We start from the raw sequence: 17,181 nt of genomic DNA, 5'->3' as shown, positions 1-17,181 counted from the left end.
CTAATGCAAGTGCAGGGAGTTCGCGGGCCGCGCATGTTTGCCCGAAAGCCGCGCCGCGACTCGCTCTAGCGCGCTTCGTGCGTGCCAGCTTCCAGCAAACCGGGGATGCGCCCGAGGAAAGTCTCGCCGTCGGCGCGGCCGAGGTTATACGCATGCACCATCTGTGAAGGGCTGGTGTAATCCCAACTCGAAATCGGCACCTTGCGCGACGGCTGCACATAGAGCCGTTGCTGAGCACCGTGCGGCACGACGAACATCTGCGGCCGCGGATAGAGGCGCGTGACCATCACGAGCACGTTGCCGGGCGCGTCGGGGTCGAGCGCACTGACCGGCACGTTGTCGACCATGCCGCCGTCAAGCACCGGCCGACCGTTGCGCCGCAAAACCGGCGTGAACGGCGGCGTACTCGACGATTGCAGGATCAGATCTGCGAGGTCCTCGACGCTTGCGCAATCCTGTGCGCGCACAAATTCCGGATGAAAGCCCAGCGTCTGCCCGAGCGTCGGATGCAGCGTCTTGCGCACGTATTTTTCGATGTTGTATGCGATCAGCCCCGCAGCGACCGCGCTGCGCGCGCCCAGCCAGCGCGGCAGATGTGACACGCCGATGCGGATTTCAGGCGCGTCGGCCAGCGTGGAGAACTTTTCACCGTAAATGTCGAGCAGCGCCTGCCGGTAGATCCGGTAATGCGGAAACACTGACTCGCCGCGTAGCAGATTGCCCCAGTATGCGTTGCGGGCGTTATCACGTAGCGCTTCCTGGTAATAGCGCATCGCCCAGGCGGAATCGCGCGTATAGAGCATGCAGGCGGTAGCGGCGCCGGCCGAAATGCCGGTGATCACGCGCGGACGGATATGCAATTCGGGCTGCACCACATCCCAAAAGCCTGCCTGCCACCAGCAGCGATTGCCGCCGCCGGCGAATACGACCTGATCGAACATCGTGGGTGGTTCCTCCGCGGCCGCTGCCGCGCGCTTCAATCGAGCAACGCGTACGTCGTGGTAGCGTGGACGGCCATGTTGCCGGTTTCGTCGAACAATTCGACTTCGCCGAACACGAGATTGCGGCCCATGCGCAGCACGCGCGCGGTGATCAGCACGTCGCCCTTGCGCACCGCGCGCATGAAGCTGATGTTCAGCGAGACGGTGGTCATCGGCTTGAAGCCGCCGAGCGCAGCCGAAATGGCGACGACCATTGCGGTGTCGGCGGCCGCCATGAACACCTGGCCGCAGATCACGCCGCCCGAATGGCGCAGGCCGCCGGAAAACGGCAGGCGCAGCGTCGCGCTTTCTTCGTCGGCCTTGACGGGTGTCAGCGTGAGAGCCCGGACCCATGGCGCGAGAATGCGTTCGAGTAACTCGACAATCTCTTTGTGGTCCATGGCGTTTCCCGGTGAAAAGCTGCGCGACGCTCCGCGCGGCGAGGTGTCCGCGACATGATACCGGGTGGATGCGCGCAGTGGCTTTTCGGGGGACTTCCGTCGAGGAGTGGCGAGGGGCCGACCGATCGGATTTTTTAAGACATCTGCTGAACGGGGCTTGGCAAGCTCGAAAAGTTACTGCATAATTTCGCTTCTGTTTGGGGCGTTAGCTCAGTTGGTAGAGCAGCGGACTCTTAATCCGTAGGTCGAGTGTTCGAGTCACTCACGCCCCACCAAGTATTCCGAAGCCCGGTTAGCGAAAGCTGACCGGGCTTTTTGCATTTGGGCATTGGCCAGCGATTCGCGGTGGACCCATCCTTGCGAACCCGCTTTCGACCTGTAACAGACCAACGGCAAACGCATGCGCGATGAACCGCTCGATGCACATCCGCATCGCCGGACCGGAATATTCGGGCTTTTCAGCCCACCGTGTTCGGCACCGGTCGTCATTCCGCCGTCGCGCGTCGGCCTCAAGGCAAACCCGGCCGAAGTGTCCCCCGTCCCATTCGCCGGCAGACCGGCAAGTTGAAGATAGCCGCGCCATTCAACCTGCCAACACCTCTTACCCTCAAACCCTTTGCAAACTGAATTCCGTCAACGCGTTCGTCAGCACATTCACGGCCTGCTCGGTGACAGCGTTGTAAAGAGACGCCCGCAAACCGCCCACTGAACGGTGCCCTTCTAGTCCAACGATGCCCTGCTCCCGAGCCGCGGCGACAAACTCGTCGTCGAGCCGCGAATCGCCGAATGTGAAGGCCACGTTCATTTGCGAACGCCAGCGACGGTCCGCGTGGATGGTCACGCCTCCGTCCAATGCGTCCAGCGTCTCGTATAGCCGCCGCGCCTTCCTTTCATTGATGCCTTGCATCGCGCGCAGACCGCCGACATCAAAGCGCAGCCAGCGCGTAATCAGCGTCAGCACATAGATCGCGAATACGGGCGGCGTGTTGTAGTTGGAACCATGCGACACGTGGGTGCGAAAATCGAGGATCGCCGGCAAACCGCCTGGGATCCGTTCCAGAAGCGAGCGCTTGATTACCGCCACCGTCACGCCAGCGGGACCCAGATTCTTCTGGGCATGCGCATAGATCATCGAATAGGCGTCTGGCCGAATCGGCTTCGACAGAAAATCGGACGACATGTCGGCAATCAGCGGTACTCGCGTCGCCTGTTCACACACAGGAAATTGCAAACCTTCCACGGTCTCATTCGACACGTAGTGCAAATAGGCAGCTGAGCTCGAAATATCCAGCTCATCGAGAGCGGGCAATTGACGATAGCCAGTCGCGTAGCCGTCCCACGCGACTTTTCTCTTCGTCACTTTGGCAGCCTCCGACGTTGCACGGCCGCTCCAGTAGCCCGACGTCACATATTCCGGCGGCGCGAATCCTGGCCCGGCGAAATTCATCGGTACCATCGCGAACTGCAGACTACTGCCTCCCTGCTGGAAGGTAATGGCGTAGTCGTTTGATATGCCAAGCAGAATACGCAAGTTCGATTCGGCTTCTTCCAGTATCGAACGGAACCAGTCGGAACGATGGCTCATGCCGAGAACGGAAATGCCGGTTTCCGGCAAAGCGTCGATCGCGATGCGCGTCTGCTCCAGCACCGTTTCAGGGAGCGCTCCGGGACCGCCGGAGAAATTCAGTGCATTGGACTTCACTTTGCCTCCAAGGCCAGCCGTTGGATGGATCATGCTTGCCCGCCCGCGCAACGCAGCATTTGATGAAAGGCGTCAGCGACCCGACGAATTTGTGGAACCTTGTAGGGGAAAATGTTCGGGTCGTCCATGTCGTGCACGACCATGCCCGTCGCGATCTCGAATATGAGCAGTCGGCCATCGCTCGTTTCCGCGCAATCGAATCCTACGTAGTCCAAACCAGTCAATTCGACGATGTTGTGAAAGGCCACGCGGTGACGCACGGCAAATTCGGTGTCAAAGGTTGCCATCATGCGCGCCTCTTCCTCTCTCCGCTCCGGATGGGCCACCATTTCCAGATAGGGGTAGTGGACCATCCATTCTTTGGAAATGCCCATGTGGCACAGGAACGGCTTTCGATCGATGATCACGATCCGGTATTTGCGAAACAAGCCATCGGCGCTGCTGTAGTCGACGAACGGCGCCACATAGTATTGCGTCGCGACTGACTCAGCGAGATAGCGGCCGAGTTCCTGTTCGTCGGACACTTTTGCCAGCCCTTGTCCGGCGTGCGACCCGATGGGCCGGATAATGAACGGATAGTTTCCGTCGAGCACCCCTGACAAGTTGAACGCACCCGACGCCGCATGATCGACCTCCTCGCGGGACAGCCGCACCGTGTGGGCCATGCAGATACCGGCGGCCGCGCCCAGCAACGCATAGGCGGCGTCGCGCAGGGTTTTTTCAATGTGTTCGGCGCGGTTTAGCACGCGGCAGGCAGTCCCGCTCGTCAGCGACTTGATCTGGGCAAGGACATCTGCGGCTTCATCCGACGCACACGCCGCCACCAGGATGAGGTCGTGCTCGGGCAAGCTGGCGTCGTCCATCGGCTGCGCATCGGCATACAGGACTTCTATCTGCAGGTCGGCGTTTTCTAGCAGACATTCGAAAGGCGTGTTCGCCATCAGATCGCCGGGAGCCTTCAGTACCAGCAGCTTCAACGGAGACTGCGTCGTCCGTGCGCTCTTTAACCGGTAGCACCGCGTCATTCGAAGCGCTTGCTCCTGAACCGCAAGAGCGGCCGCCTTCTGGTATTTCAACTGAAGGACCAGCGACAAGTCGAGCAGTGCGTACGGGTCATCATGGTGCTTGACGTGCTCGAGCAGCAATTCGCCCAACTGTGTGAGATCGTTTCCAGCAGTTGCTTCACGCAGCAGCGCGGCCAGTCCCAACGGCTGACGCGTCCGCGGATGGCGGGCATCACCCGTCAATTGAGTTCGAGCAGTGTTCATGAATGGCGCGTTTCAGTGGCGTCACGTCCGGGGCGCGAAAGAATGCGCTTGCAGCACTTGGCAGCGAAGTCCCGTCCGAGTCATTCCGGTGAGCGGGCCTTGTCATCCGCAATGTGCGCGGCAAGCTGCACTGACCCTATGGTGTGACCAATGATACGAGCCTGGGGCTGAGCCAAAACGAGGGAACAGAGGGGCGATTGGTGCTCTATTCGGAGGTCTTCGAGGTGACGACTAGTCGGGAGCCCGGTCGCAAGCCCCCGTGCGGGACATCAACGGCACAGCGCTTGCGCCAGCGCCGCGCACAAGTCACTTCGCGCTTACGTCGATATTGCCGAGATACTTCGCAGCCAACGTCTTCACCGTGCCATCGGCCTGCAGTTTGGCGATCGCCGCATTCAAGCGCTCGCGCAACTCCGTGTCGCCCTTGCGAATCCCATACGCGATGCCGCTGCCGAGAATCTTGTCGTCGCGCACCGGCTGACCAACGAACGCGTAGTCCTTGCCGTCAGGCTTCGACAGAAAACCGGTTTGTCCTGCGGGCGCCAGCACGAGCGTCGCGTCGAGACGGCCCGCCGTCATATCCGTGTACACCTGGTTCTGATCCTGGTACGGCACGACGGTTACGCCGGCGGGCTCCCAATGCGTTTTCGCGAAGGTTTCCTGGATGGACGCCTGCAATACGCCGACCCGCTTGCCCTTCAACGACTCGGGCGTGGGCAGCAGACCGCTGTCGCGCCGGGCGATCAACTGCGTCGGCACGCGATAGACGACCGTCGTGAAATCGATCGCCTGACGGCGCTGTTCGGTCGCGTTCATCGCTGAGTTGATCGCGTCGAACTTGCGGCCCTGCAACGCGGGAATCAGACCGTCGAACGAGGTCTCGACCCACTTGCACGTCATATGCGCAGCCGCGCAAACGGCATTGCCGACGTCGATATCCAGCCCCTGCAGTTGGCCATTCGGGCCTTTCGATTCAAACGGCGGATACTGTGCTTCGACTCCGAAACGCAGCGTCGAGGTGTCCGCCGCGTTGGCGGCAGACGACGCCGCGAGCGACGCGACCGCGCAGGCCAGCGCGATCAAAGGCTTGAGTAGCTTCATGACCGATTCCTTTTCCATTCGCGTGAGTTGCAACGCATGCGCCGCGATCCGCTGATGCGCGAACGCGCGACGATTACATAGTTTGAAAGATTGCGGCACCAGTGCGCCGCCGTCAATGCGCGCGATCAGATCTCGCACAACCGCCGCGCGCCTTCGATCAGCGTGGCGTCGTCCTTCGAGAAACTCAGACGGATCAAGCCGGAGTCCGTGCCGTCGGTATAAAACGCCGACAACGGGATCGTCGCCACGCGCGCATCGCGGATGAGTCGCAGCACGAAATCGCTGTCGCTTTCGTCGGAGAAGCCGCGAAAGCGGGCGAGCATGAAAAAGCTGCCTTCGCTCGGCAACAGCTCGAAGCGCGATTCGCGCAATGCGTGCGCAAGCAGGTCGCGCTTCTTCTGATAGAACGCGGACAAGCCAAGATAGCTCTCGCGATTGGCGAGCGCCTCGACGAACGCGTACTGCATCGGCGTATCGGCGGAAAACACCATGAACTGATGGACCTTGCGAATCTCGTCCATCAGCGCGGCGGGTGCCAGGCAATAGCCGACGCGCCAGCCGGTCACGTGATACGACTTGCCGAACGACGACACGATGACGCTGCGCTCCGCGAGTTCGGCGTGGCACGCCATGCTCTGATGCCGCGTGCCGTCGAACACCACGTGTTCATAGACCTCGTCCGAGAGGATCACGATGTCGGTGTTACGGGTGAGCGCCTTCAGCCGCGCGATGTCAGCTTCGCCAAACACGGTCGCGGTCGGGTTGTGCGGCGTATTGATGATGATCATGCGCGTCTTCGGCGTAATCGCCGCGGCGACCTCGTCCCAGTTCACGCGGAAGTCGCTCAACGACAGTTTGACCGCGACCGGCGTTGCACCTTGCAGCCGGACAATCGGACCGTAGCTGTCGAATGAAGGCTCGAAGTAAATGACTTCGTCGCCCGGATGCACGAGGGCGCTGATGGTCGAGTACAACCCTTCGCTGGCACTCGCAATCACGGTGACTTCGCTGGCCGGGTCGTAGCGCACGCCGTACATCGTCTCGACCTTGTCCGCCAGCGCTTCGCGCAACGCGGCGATGCCGGCCATCGGTGCGTACTGGTTGTGGCCGGCGCGCATGGCCTGCGCGACGCCCTCGATCAGTTTCGCGTCCGGCGCGAAATTGGGCGCACCTTGCGACAGATTCAGCGCATCGTGCTGCGCCGCGAGTTGGCCGATCACGGTAAATATCGTCGTGCCTACATCAGGCAGTTTCGAGCGGGCTTGCATGGCGCTCTGCATAAGGCTATCTCCCTTTCTCCATCCGGCTGCGGATTCGCGGACGGCCGACAGCGCGGCGATCCTTCCATTGGAGTGATTAGGCATCAGCCAAAGAAGCGTCACAATCGAAACTTTGTCATGCGCCGCATGCGTTTATGTCATGGCACGCGCGAAAGCGCGCCGGCTCAGGCGGGACCGGCTCAGTCAAGGCTGGCGGGGAAAAACGGGAGTGAGCGGGATAAAACGGGACGAAGCGCAACAGGGCGCGGCAGTCTGCGGAATCCGGAAAACCGCGGAGGTATGACGTAATGTGATGCACGTGGACGGCTGCGCGCGCAGCCGTCCACGTGCATCAGGCCTCGTCCATCAGACGGACCTTGACCTTCTTGCCCTTGACCTTGCCGGCACTGAGCTTGCGCACCGCGTCGCGTGCGACGCTGCGCTGCACCGCCACATAGGTCGACATCTCGGTCACGTTGATCTTGCCGATCTGCGCGCCGGCGAAACCCGCCTCGCCGGTCAGCGCGCCCAGCACGTCGCCGGGCCGGATCTTCTCCTTGCGGCCGCCGAGAATCTGCAGGGTTTCCATCGGCGGCAGCAGCGGCTCCTTGCTCGCCGCGGTGAGCTCCGACAGCTTGTGCCATTCGACGTCGCGCTTTTGCGCCTGTTCGAGACTGCCGACGCGGCCCATCTCGTTCATGCTCGCGAGGCTCAGCGCCCAGCCTTCCTGATCGGCGCGGCCCGTGCGGCCGATGCGGTGCACGTGCACTTCAGGGTCCGGCGTCACGTCGACATTGATGACCGCCTCGAGTTGCGCGATGTCGAGACCGCGCGCGGCGACGTCGGTCGCCACCAGCACCGAGCAGCTGCGGTTCGCGAACTGTATCAGCACCTGGTCGCGCTCGCGCTGATCGAGTTCGCCGTGCAACGCAAGCGCATGGAAACCTTGCGCGCGCAGCACGTCGAGCAGATCGCGGCACTGCTGCTTGGTATTGCAGAACGCGAGCGTGCTCACCGGACGGTAGTGATTCAGCAGCAGGCCAACCGCATGCAGCCGCTCGTCTTCGGTCACTTCATAGAAACGCTGGCGGATCTTGGTGTTGTCGTGCCGTTCGGCAAGCTTCACTTCCTTAGGATGACGCAAGAATTGCTGGCTGAGCTTGACGATGCCATCGGGGTACGTCGCGGAAAACAGCAGCGTTTGCCGTTCCTTCGGGCATTGCTTCGCCACGGTCGCGATATCGTCGAAGAAGCCCATGTCGAGCATGCGGTCGGCTTCGTCGAGCACCAGCGTGTTGAGCGACTGCAGCGGCAGGCTGCCGCGCTCCAGGTGATCCATGATGCGACCCGGCGTACCTACCACGATGTGCGCGCCGTGTTCGAGGCTCGCGGTTTGCGGACGCATCGGCGTGCCGCCGCACAACGTGAGCACCTTGATGTTTTCTTCGGCGCGCGCAAGGCGGCGGATTTCCTGGGTGACCTGATCGGCGAGTTCGCGCGTCGGGCACAACACCATCGCCTGCACGGCAAAGTTGCGCGTGTCGAGGCGCGCAAGCAGTGCCAGCGCGAATGCAGCGGTTTTGCCGCTGCCGGTCTTCGCCTGGGCGATCAGATCGTGGCCGGCGAGTGCGATGGGCAGGCTCGCGGCCTGAATCGGCGTCATCTCGACGTAGCCGAGCTGCGTCAGGTTCGTGAGGGTCGCGGGCGGCAGTGCCAGCTCGCTAAAAGGCGCGCCGGCGGTGGTGGGACTGTTCATAAGCTGAGGGCTCGCAATTGGACTGGGGACGGAAGATCAACCGGCCATGGGACCGAGGTCGGGACGGCCTTCGAGCTGCTCGTAAAGCACCGAACCATCTTCGCCTTCGAAGCGTTCCAGGTAATTGCGCGTTGCGCACAGCGGACAACGGAACAGCAGCCCTTGCCCTTCGTTCTTGATAACGACGTCCGACTCTTCCCACTTCGTTTCGCAGGTCTTGTTTCTACAGGTGAACACGTTGATTCTCCAACTGGATTCGATGATTGATTGGCGGGCCGCACGAAGGCCCGGCCATGATGGGTTGCCGCCGCGCCACCGCATTGCCGCGGCCGGGGCGCTTCAACCCAGATGCGTATGGCGCGCGCGCGGCGCGCTGACGTCCATTTCGCTAAGACCGTGCACGATCCCGCAGTCCTGAACGGCCTGTTCGCCTCGGCATTGCTCGCGCAGCGTGGTCAGTTGCACTTTCAGTTGCTTGAGCTCTTCGATGCGGCTGTCGACGTGCGCGATGTGCTCGTCGATCAGCGCATTGATGCCGCCGCAGCCGTTCGCCGGCGCGTCTGTCAGACGCAGCAACGCGCGGATTTCGTCGTGGGTCATGTCGAGCGCGCGGCAATTGCGGATGAAGCGCAATCGTTCGACGTGCCTCGCCGTGTAACTGCGGTAATTCGCCTGTGTGCGCTCCGCTTCGGGCAATAGCGCTTCTTTCTCGTAGAACCGGATGGTTTCGGTCGTGCAATGGGCGATTTTCGCCAATTCGCCGATCTTCATGCGCCCTCCGGATAGCGGCCTTGAGCCTAGCCTTGACCTTGTAGTGGCTTCAAGGTGTTTACTAGACCACAAATCGACCCAGGAAGCCACCATGCACGATGCCAGCCAACTCGAAGCTGACCGCTGCGAACACGACAAGGCCTGTGCTCGCGAGGACGTCGGCAGTGCCCACGGGCACCCGCATGCGCCGGCAAAGGACGAAAGCGGCGGACCTCGCCGCGACGAGAAGCACAAGTGTGATCGTCCGCACGAGACGGACGGCCATTGCGGCGGCCACGGCTCTGCCTACGCGCACGGCCATGCCGGCGCCGGCTGCTGCGCGAGTGCGACCGCTATCCCCGTGCCACAGTCCCTGCCCCGATCCGAAGCCGTCGGCGCCGACACACGCACCGCGATCCGCATCATGCAAATGGATTGCCCGACGGAAGAAGCGCTGATCCGCAAGAAACTCGATCGCATGCCGGACGTGCGCAGCATCGACTTCAATCTGATGCAGCGCGTGCTGACCGTCGTGCATACGCCGACTGCCCTCGAAGCCATCCTCGCGGCGCTGCGTTCGCTCGACTTTACGCCGGAGCTCGCGGACGCCGCCCCGAACCCAGCAGCTGGGGACGTCGGTCACGCGTCGCCCAAGCCGTGGTGGCCGCTCGCACTCGCGGGCGTCGCCGCCGCGGGTTCAGAAGCCGCCGCCGGTTGGCTCGGTGCGCCGGTCTGGCTGTCCGCGGCTCTGGCAATCATCGCGATCGCCTCTTGCGGCCTCACCACGTACCGGAAGGGCTGGCTCGCGCTGCGCAGCGGCACCCTGAACATCAATGCATTGATGAGCATTGCTGTAACCGGCGCTCTGATCCTGCGCCAGTGGCCCGAAGCCGCGATGGTGATGGTGCTCTTCACAGTCGCGGAATTGATCGAAGCGAAGTCGCTCGACCGCGCTCGCAATGCGATCCGGGATTTGATGCGGCTCGCCCCGCCGCAGGCGAACGTGCAACAGCGCGACGGTGCCTGGCGTCTCACCAGCCTCGACGCGATCAAGCCAGGCGCGCTGGTGCGCGTGAAGCCGGGCGAGCGGATCGCGCTCGACGGCGAGATCGTCGCGGGCCGCTCGAGCGTCGATCAGGCGCCGATCACCGGCGAAAGCCTGCCGGCCGACAAGACCATCGGCGACGCGGTGTTCGCCGGCACGATCAACCAGGCGGGCTCGCTCGACTACCGCGTCACGGCTGCGGCCGCCGACACGACGCTCGCGCGCATCATCCACGCCGTGGAAGAAGCGCAAGGCAGCAGAGCCCCGACGCAACGTTTCGTCGACCGCTTTGCGCGGGTCTACACGCCGTTCGTGATCGCTATTGCGCTGGCGGTCGGAATAGCGCCGCCGCTGCTGCTCGGCGCAGCGTGGCACGAATGGGTCTACAAGGCCCTCGTGATGCTCGTGATCGCGTGTCCCTGCGCACTCGTGATCTCGACGCCGGTGACCATCGTCAGCGGGCTCGCGACCGCCGCGCGCAAAGGCATTCTGATCAAAGGAGGCGCATACCTTGAACAGGGCCGCAAGCTGAGCCGGCTCGCGCTCGACAAGACCGGCACGATCACGCACGGCAAACCCGTGCAGACCGGGTTAGAAATGCTCGGCTGCGCTGATGCCGCTGACGTCGCGGGCGGCGTCGACGCAATCCGATGCCGGTCGCTTGCGGCGAGTCTCGCGGGGCGCTCCGACCATCCGGTATCGATGGCGATTACGGCAGCAGCCAAAAGCGATGCCGTCACGACCCTCGCAGTTCATTCGTTCGAGGCGCTGGCGGGACGTGGCGTGCGCGGTGTGATCGACGGCTCGCCGTATTGGCTCGGCAATCATCGGCTGGCCGAAGAGCTCGGCCGCGCTTCGGCTTCGCTCGAAGCGCGGCTCGACACGCTCGAACGGGAAGGCAAAACCGTCGTGATGCTAATGGACGCCGAACGCGTTCTGGCGCTCTTTGCCGTTGCCGATACGGTGAAGCAGACGAGCCGCGCCGCCATCGCCGAACTGCGGCGCCTCGGCGTCGCCACGGCAATGCTCAGCGGCGACGACCGGCACACCGCGTCGGCGATCGCGCAGCAGGTCGGGGTCGACGAAGCGCTGGGGGACATGTTGCCGCAAGACAAGCTCGAGGTGATCGCGCGATGGTCGGCGCAAGGTGCGACGGTCGGCATGGTCGGCGACGGCATCAACGATGCGCCCGCGCTAGCGCGCGCCGACATCGGCTTCGCAATGGGGGCGATGGGCACCGACACCGCAATCGAAACCGCCGATGTCGCGCTGATGGACGACGACCTGCGCAAGGTTCCACTGTTCATCCGCCTCTCCAAGGCGACGCACGTGGTGCTGGTGCAGAATATCGCGCTGGCGCTCGGCCTCAAAAGCGTATTTCTCGTGCTGACCTTGATGGGGCTCGGCACGATGTGGATGGCCGTATTCGCCGATGTGGGCGCGAGTTTGCTGGTGGTTGGAAACGGCTTGCGTCTGCTGCGCAAGTGAGCGCGGCCCGCTAGCGTATTGCCCGCGTGCCGCTAGTGAGCAATAGCGCGCTCGCCTACGAACTGACGCCCGACCGCCGCCTTTAATGTCTCCGACGGCCGCATGCCGAACAGCTTCCGGTAACCGGTCGCGAACTGGCTCAGATGCCAGAAGCCCCAGGCCGCCGCGACATCCTGCACGGAGCACGCATCGCGCGATGCATTGGATAGGTCGCGCCGCGCGCCGTTTAGGCGGATCGCGCGCAGATAGCTGGCGGGCGCCATGCCGAGCACGTCTTCAAAGCAGTATTGCAGCGTGCGCCTGCTCACATGAAGACGCTTGCACAACTCAGGCACATTGACCGCACGCTCGCGATGGGCCAGCACATACTCGCGCGCTTCAGAGACGATCGACTGACGGCGCGGCCGCGCCGCCATCGCAAGCGGCTGCGCAGCCGGCAACGCGCCGACATCGAACAACAACGCCAGCACGGACGCCTGCAAGCTGTTGCGCGCGACGGCAGACAGCGGGGCGCCGCTCGCCGCGCCGCCGTGCAGCAGGCGGCGCAGCGATGCGCACAGCCGCTCTTTGCGTGCCATGCCGATCGGCACGACTGCGGTATCCGGCACATGATCGCCGAGGCCGATACGCTCCACTTGAGCCACGTACCGGCGCAGCACGTCGCCCGTCACGACCACGCCGAAAATCTCGTAGCCCGACGAGGTCAGCAATTCGAATTCGACGCCGCCCGGCCGAACGCGAGCGCATCGGCCGAGATTACCTGCGCGTCGATCCGCCTTGAACCGGCTGGGCAGCTCGGAATACCGAACCAGTACGTGTCCTTCTGCACTTCGCACGTTTGGCGCAACGCGTGGCTGGTCGTCTCGACGAACACCTGCAGGTGATCCATACAGAGCTCCGTCAATCCGCCGGTAAAGCAGCCGGCGCTCAACTGGTCGTAGGTCTGATGCCAGCCGTGAAGGTTGCGCGCCTGCTCGTCGGCGTCGTGAGCGATGCGGGTCTGCACGCAAAGCCTGGCTGCGGCGTGAGCGTCGAATGGGTCAGGCTGTCGCCCTGCATTGCAATTGTCGTCGTCGTACCGGATCGGTGAAAACGGATATGGCGCAAAACAAGGCAAGTCCCATGCCGAATGTCCGCGTGGTCTTTTTCGTCCGCCTATGGGCGGCAGTCTACCTGCTGCTGTTCAATTGATGAACAGCGCTGAACACACTGCTCACAAACGCAACGGCGCATCGCCCTATTCTGAACAGCGTCACGCGTGATGCCGCGCGCCAGTGCTCAACCGACAGACACCGATCACCAGCCCGATGCATTGGCACACTTCTGGCTCTACGCTGTCGCGGTCGAGCGAAACGTCTCGCCGAATATGGCCCATTCAAACATGCGAGGAGCACACGATGAATCACGCAGAGATGCAGTTTCTGACCACCGAATTTCCGTACCGGAAGCGCAGTTGATCATCGACGTGGTGCCTGGCAACGGCGGGATGTTTTCTTTAGAGCGCCCGAGCGGCATGCGCTTTTTGACGCGCTCCAGACTTTTCGAAGATGACGAGAGCGCGTGGCTGTAGAGGCATCCGGTGGCGCGGGCCGATGCGTGATCACTCAGGTCGCATCGGGGTATGTGACTCGTCGCTCACCGCGGGCGTGGGCGGCACGCCTGCCAGCAGCGCATCACTCTCGTCATTCAGGCCGACGCCGGTCAGCCCAAGGCGCCGCGCATGCGTGAGCAGGTAGTGCAACTTGTGCGCGGCCAACGGATAGTCCAATCCTTCGGGGCGTACGTTTGAAATGCAGTTGCGCTGCGCGTCGCTGCAGCCCACTTTCGGCGCGTACGTTATGTAGATGCCCAGACTATCGGGTGAACTCAAACCTGGCCGTTCGCCGATCAGCATCACCACGATCCTGGCACCGAGCAGCTCGCCGATTTCGTCGCCGAGCGCGACGCGCGCCTGACGCGCGACCACCACAGGGCCGATCGTCCAATCCGCGAGCTTCGGGCGGACGGCTTGCAGCAACGGTATAGCCTGCCTCGATGCGGCGAACGCCGACAGACCATCGCCTATCACGAATACCACGTCGCTCGGCTGCGCCGAGCACTGCGTGAGCGCGGCCCGACTCGCTTCCGATAAACGCCGCCCGAGGTCGGGGCGCCGCAAGTAATGCTCGCGATCGGGCGCGGCGCTATGCACGTCCAGTGACGCGAAACCTTGCGCGTGCAACTGCTCGTGCAACGCCTCGGCATCGAGCGGATGATGCACGGCGTCGCGCGCCTGCGCATGCGACAGGTTGAACGCGAGCAATGGCGCGGTCGGCAAGCTGCTGCCGGCGCGGCCCAATGCAATGCGCGCGTGGGTGAACTGGCGCAGCGCGTTCCACGGATCTTTTTCGAGGAAGTCGCTCATGCGATGCCCATCCAGTCGCGCGCGCCTTGCAGCAGCGGTTGTTGCGCCGATGCGCTCAGCAGTGCGCCGCGCGAGTCGGTGATCTGCATCGACTCCAGCCACTCTTCAAACTCGGGCGCGCGACGCAAGCCGAGTACCTCGCGCACGTACAGCGCGTCGTGGAAAGACGTGCTCTGATAGTTGAGCATCACGTCGTCTGCGCCCGGAATGCCCATGATGAAGTTGATGCCTGCTACACCGAGCAGCGTCAGCAGATTGTCCATGTCGTCCTGATCGGCTTCGGCGTGATTGGTATAGCAGATGTCGCAACCCATCGGCACGCCGAGCAGCTTGCCGCAGAAGTGGTCTTCGAGACCGGCGCGTGTGATCTGCTTGCCGTCGTACAGATACTCCGGACCGATGAACCCCACTACCGTGTTGACCAGAAACGGATCGAACTTGCGCGCCACCGCGTACGCGCGTACTTCGCAAGTCTGTTGATCGACGCCGGAATGCGCGTCGGCCGACAGCGCGCTGCCCTGGCCGGTTTCGAAGTACATCAGATTGCTGCCGACCGTGCCGCGTTTGAGCGACAGCCCCGCTTCGTATGCTTCCTGCAGCAGTGCCAGAGAAATGCCGAAGCCCTCGTTCGCTTTCTGCGTGCCCGCTATCGACTGGAACACCAGATCGACCGGTGCGCCTTTTTCAATTGCGGCGAGCGTGCTCGTGACGTGCGTGAGCACGCACGATTGCGTCGGCACCTGATAGCGCTGGCGGAACTCATCGATCATCAGCAACAGCTTCATGATCGCGGCGAGATTGTCGCTTGCCGGATTGATGCCGATCATCGCGTCGCCGCAGCCGTACATCAGGCCGTCGAGCATCGATGCGGCGATGCCTTTGACGTCGTCGGTCGGATGATTCGGTTGCAGCCGCACCGACATGTGCCCCGGCAAGCCGACGGTGTTTCGAAAACGCGTGATCACCGGACGTTTGCGCGCCGCCACGATGAGATCCTGATTGCGCATCAGCTTCGACACCGACGCGACCATTTCCGGCGTAAGGCCGGGGCCGATGCGCGTGAGCGCATGCGCATCGGTCGTGCTGCTCAGCAGCCAGTTGCGGAAGTCGCCGACCGTCAAATGCGCGATCTCGGCAAACGCCTGCGGCGAGTGATCGTCGATCACGAGACGCGTGACTTCGTCGCTTTCGTACGGGATCAACGCTTCGTTCAGGAACGCACGCAGCGGCACCTGCGCGAGCGCCATCTTTGCAGCGACGCGCTCTTCTTCGCTCGCCGCCGCGATGCCCGCGAGCTGGTCGCCGGATCGTAACGGACTGGCTTTTGCCAGCAGCGTTTTCAGATCCGCGAAACGATATGTGCGGCTGCCGATCGACTCGGTGTAGCTCATGCTTACGACTCCATCGCCACTGCGCGCGCAGCGGCGCGTTCCGTCATTCTTCCAGCAAAACGTCCGCCGGCGCCGTGTCGCGTTGATGGCCCGTCAACAGAAAATAGACGTAGCCCAGCGCGAGAAAGAGTGCGAACACGACTGCCACCAGAAAGTTGAAGTAGACCATCGTCGCCAGACAGATCAGCGCGGCTATCAGCGCGAACGCCGGGAAAAACGGAAAGAGCGGCGCGCGGAACGGGCGTTCCATGTCCGGCACGGTGCGGCGCAACTTGAACAGCGACAACATGCTGACGATGTACATCACGATAGCGCCAAACACGGACATCGTCACGATGTTTGCCGTCAGTGTCTGACCGCCGAACTGGATCAACTCGTCGCTGTAAATCGCGGCGATGCCGACCGCGCCGCCCGCGAGAATCGCGCGATGCGGCGTCTTGAAGCGCGGATGCACTTTGGACAGCCACCCCGGCAGATAACCCGCGCGAGCCAGCGCGAAGATCTGTCGCGAGTAGCCGAGGATGATGCCGTGAAACGACGCGACGAGGCCGAACAGTCCGAGCCACACCAGCATATGCATCCACCCGCTGTGTTCGCCGACGATGAACTTCATCGCTTGGGGCAGCGGGTCATTGATGTTCGCGAGCTTGGTCCAGTCGCCCGCCGCGCCGGCAAATACCATCACGCCGATCGCCAGCACGACCAGCGTCAGAATGCCGGTGACGTAGGCGATCGGAATGGACCGCTTGGGGTCGCGCGCTTCTTCGGCGGCCATTGCAACGCCTTCGATCGCGAGGAAAAACCAGATCGCGAACGGAATTGCCGCAAACATGCCGTGGAACGAACCCATGCTGAACGTGTTCGCGCCGGCCCAGCCGCCCGCCATGAAGTTCGACCAGCGAAAGCCCGGCGTCACGACGCCCATGAACACGAGCAGTTCGAAGATGGCGAGTAGCGTCACACACAACTCGAAGGCCGCGGCGATCTGCACCCCGACGATGTTCAAAGCCATGAAGACGAGATACGCGCACATGGCCGCGTGCTTCGGCTCGAGACCGGGAAACTGCACGTGCAGATAGGCGCCGATGGCCAGCGCGATGGCCGGTGGCGCGAACACGAATTCGACCAGCGTCGCCGCGCCGGCCAGATAACCGCCGGTTGGGCCGAACGCCTGGCGTGCGTAGGCGAACGGGCCGCCTGCGTGTGGGATCGACGTGGTGAGCTCGGTGAAACTGAAGATGAACGTCGTATACATTGCGGCAATGAAAACAGCCGTGACGACGAAGCCGAGCGTGCCGGCGCTCGCCCAACCGTAGCTCCAGCCGAAATATTCACCAGAGATGACGAGGCCGACTGCGATGCCCCATAGCTGCCATGTGCCGAGCGTCTGCTTCAGCTCATGATGCATGACCTTGCCGATGGTCTGGTTGCTTGACTCTGATTTCATCGCACGCTCCTGATATTTGGCGTTTGCTGCGTGGGCCGACAGGCTTCAGGCGATGGTAGTGAGCCATTAATCGAGGTGTTATCGAAATTCGGCAATTCGTGCGGGCGTGGGGTGTGCGAGCAGCGGATGCTTACATGGGGTTGTGTGCGGCTTACGGAGTCCCGGGATTTTGCTGTTGTCCTGAGTCCG

General features: G+C 62.8%; 14 protein-coding genes, 1 tRNA gene and 1 pseudogene. 3 read left to right on the top strand and 13 right to left on the bottom strand.

All coding sequences use genetic code 11. From position 1 onward, the window contains the following. Positions 1-65 precede the first annotated feature (65 nt). Positions 66-941 carry a patatin-like phospholipase family protein gene (locus ABQJ48_RS06780; RefSeq protein WP_367836866.1) on the bottom strand — a complete coding sequence of 292 codons (876 nt, stop codon included), beginning with the start codon at positions 939-941 and terminating at the stop codon, positions 66-68. 35 nt (positions 942-976) lie between these two features. After that, positions 977-1,381 (bottom strand): PaaI family thioesterase, encoded by a 405-nt coding sequence (locus ABQJ48_RS06775; protein WP_367836865.1) that lies wholly within the window; start codon positions 1,379-1,381, stop codon positions 977-979. A gap of 199 nt (positions 1,382-1,580) precedes the next feature. Here ABQJ48_RS06775 and ABQJ48_RS06770 point away from each other — a divergent pair. Beyond that, positions 1,581-1,656 (top strand) — tRNA-Lys (locus tag ABQJ48_RS06770). A gap of 332 nt (positions 1,657-1,988) precedes the next feature. Here ABQJ48_RS06770 and serC read toward each other — a convergent pair. The 7 genes from serC to cadR form a co-directional block, all read right to left on the bottom strand. After that, positions 1,989-3,083: a 3-phosphoserine/phosphohydroxythreonine transaminase gene (serC, locus tag ABQJ48_RS06765; RefSeq protein WP_367836864.1), complete on the bottom strand. Its 1,095-nt coding sequence runs from the start codon at positions 3,081-3,083 to the stop codon at positions 1,989-1,991. 29 nt (positions 3,084-3,112) lie between these two features. After that, on the bottom strand, positions 3,113-4,351 hold the full coding sequence (locus tag ABQJ48_RS06760; RefSeq protein WP_367836863.1) for an ATP-grasp domain-containing protein: 1,239 nt from the start codon (positions 4,349-4,351) through the stop codon (positions 3,113-3,115). Positions 4,352-4,657: 306 nt separating this feature from the next. Further along, complete coding sequence (locus ABQJ48_RS06755; RefSeq protein WP_367836862.1) at positions 4,658-5,452, bottom strand: ABC transporter substrate-binding protein; 795 nt, start codon at positions 5,450-5,452, stop codon at positions 4,658-4,660. Positions 5,453-5,577: 125 nt separating this feature from the next. Next, positions 5,578-6,732 (bottom strand): pyridoxal phosphate-dependent aminotransferase, encoded by a 1,155-nt coding sequence (locus tag ABQJ48_RS06750; protein ID WP_367836861.1) that lies wholly within the window; start codon positions 6,730-6,732, stop codon positions 5,578-5,580. Positions 6,733-7,063: 331 nt separating this feature from the next. Then, the gene (dbpA, locus tag ABQJ48_RS06745; RefSeq protein ID WP_367836860.1) at positions 7,064-8,467 is read right to left on the bottom strand and encodes an ATP-dependent RNA helicase DbpA; all 1,404 of its coding nucleotides are present in this window, start codon (positions 8,465-8,467) and stop codon (positions 7,064-7,066) included. Positions 8,468-8,503: 36 nt separating this feature from the next. After that, on the bottom strand, positions 8,504-8,704 hold the full coding sequence (locus tag ABQJ48_RS06740; RefSeq protein WP_367836859.1) for a hypothetical protein: 201 nt from the start codon (positions 8,702-8,704) through the stop codon (positions 8,504-8,506). Between the two features lie 102 nt (positions 8,705-8,806). Next, the gene (gene cadR / locus ABQJ48_RS06735) at positions 8,807-9,238 is read right to left on the bottom strand and encodes a Cd(II)/Pb(II)-responsive transcriptional regulator (protein WP_367836858.1); all 432 of its coding nucleotides are present in this window, start codon (positions 9,236-9,238) and stop codon (positions 8,807-8,809) included. 91 nt (positions 9,239-9,329) lie between these two features. On the opposite strand from cadR, the gene ABQJ48_RS06730 reads away from it, so the two are divergent. Next, positions 9,330-11,750: a heavy metal translocating P-type ATPase gene (locus tag ABQJ48_RS06730; RefSeq protein WP_367836857.1), complete on the top strand. Its 2,421-nt coding sequence runs from the start codon at positions 9,330-9,332 to the stop codon at positions 11,748-11,750. A 32-nt stretch (positions 11,751-11,782) separates the two neighbouring features. Here the strand turns inward: ABQJ48_RS06730 and ABQJ48_RS06725 are convergent. Beyond that, a pseudogene (locus ABQJ48_RS06725) lies at positions 11,783-12,834 on the bottom strand (helix-turn-helix domain-containing protein). A gap of 174 nt (positions 12,835-13,008) precedes the next feature. On the opposite strand from ABQJ48_RS06725, the gene ABQJ48_RS06720 reads away from it, so the two are divergent. Beyond that, positions 13,009-13,320 (top strand): DUF779 domain-containing protein, encoded by a 312-nt coding sequence (locus ABQJ48_RS06720; RefSeq protein WP_367836856.1) that lies wholly within the window; start codon positions 13,009-13,011, stop codon positions 13,318-13,320. 30 nt (positions 13,321-13,350) lie between these two features. On the opposite strand, the gene eutC is transcribed toward ABQJ48_RS06720, so the two are convergent. Genes eutC through eat form a run of 3 tightly spaced genes read right to left on the bottom strand, consistent with a single transcriptional unit; the run spans position 13,351 to position 16,992 of the window. Further along, positions 13,351-14,154 carry an ethanolamine ammonia-lyase subunit EutC gene (gene eutC, locus ABQJ48_RS06715; protein WP_367836855.1) on the bottom strand — a complete coding sequence of 268 codons (804 nt, stop codon included), beginning with the start codon at positions 14,152-14,154 and terminating at the stop codon, positions 13,351-13,353. Further along, positions 14,151-15,545, bottom strand: a complete 1,395-nt coding sequence (locus ABQJ48_RS06710) for an ethanolamine ammonia-lyase subunit EutB (protein ID WP_367836854.1) — start codon at positions 15,543-15,545, stop codon at positions 14,151-14,153. The genes eutC and ABQJ48_RS06710 overlap by 4 nt, the downstream gene beginning before the upstream one ends. Before the next feature lie 43 nt (positions 15,546-15,588). Beyond that, positions 15,589-16,992, bottom strand: a complete 1,404-nt coding sequence (gene eat / locus ABQJ48_RS06705; RefSeq protein ID WP_367836853.1) for an ethanolamine permease — start codon at positions 16,990-16,992, stop codon at positions 15,589-15,591. Between the last annotated feature and the right edge of the window lie 189 nt (positions 16,993-17,181).

The organism is Paraburkholderia suaedae (genome assembly GCF_040812055.1).
Taxonomy (GTDB): domain Bacteria; phylum Pseudomonadota; class Gammaproteobacteria; order Burkholderiales; family Burkholderiaceae; genus Paraburkholderia.
Note: the sequence above shows the minus strand (reverse complement) of the source record. Positions and strands in the feature narration are given on the sequence as shown.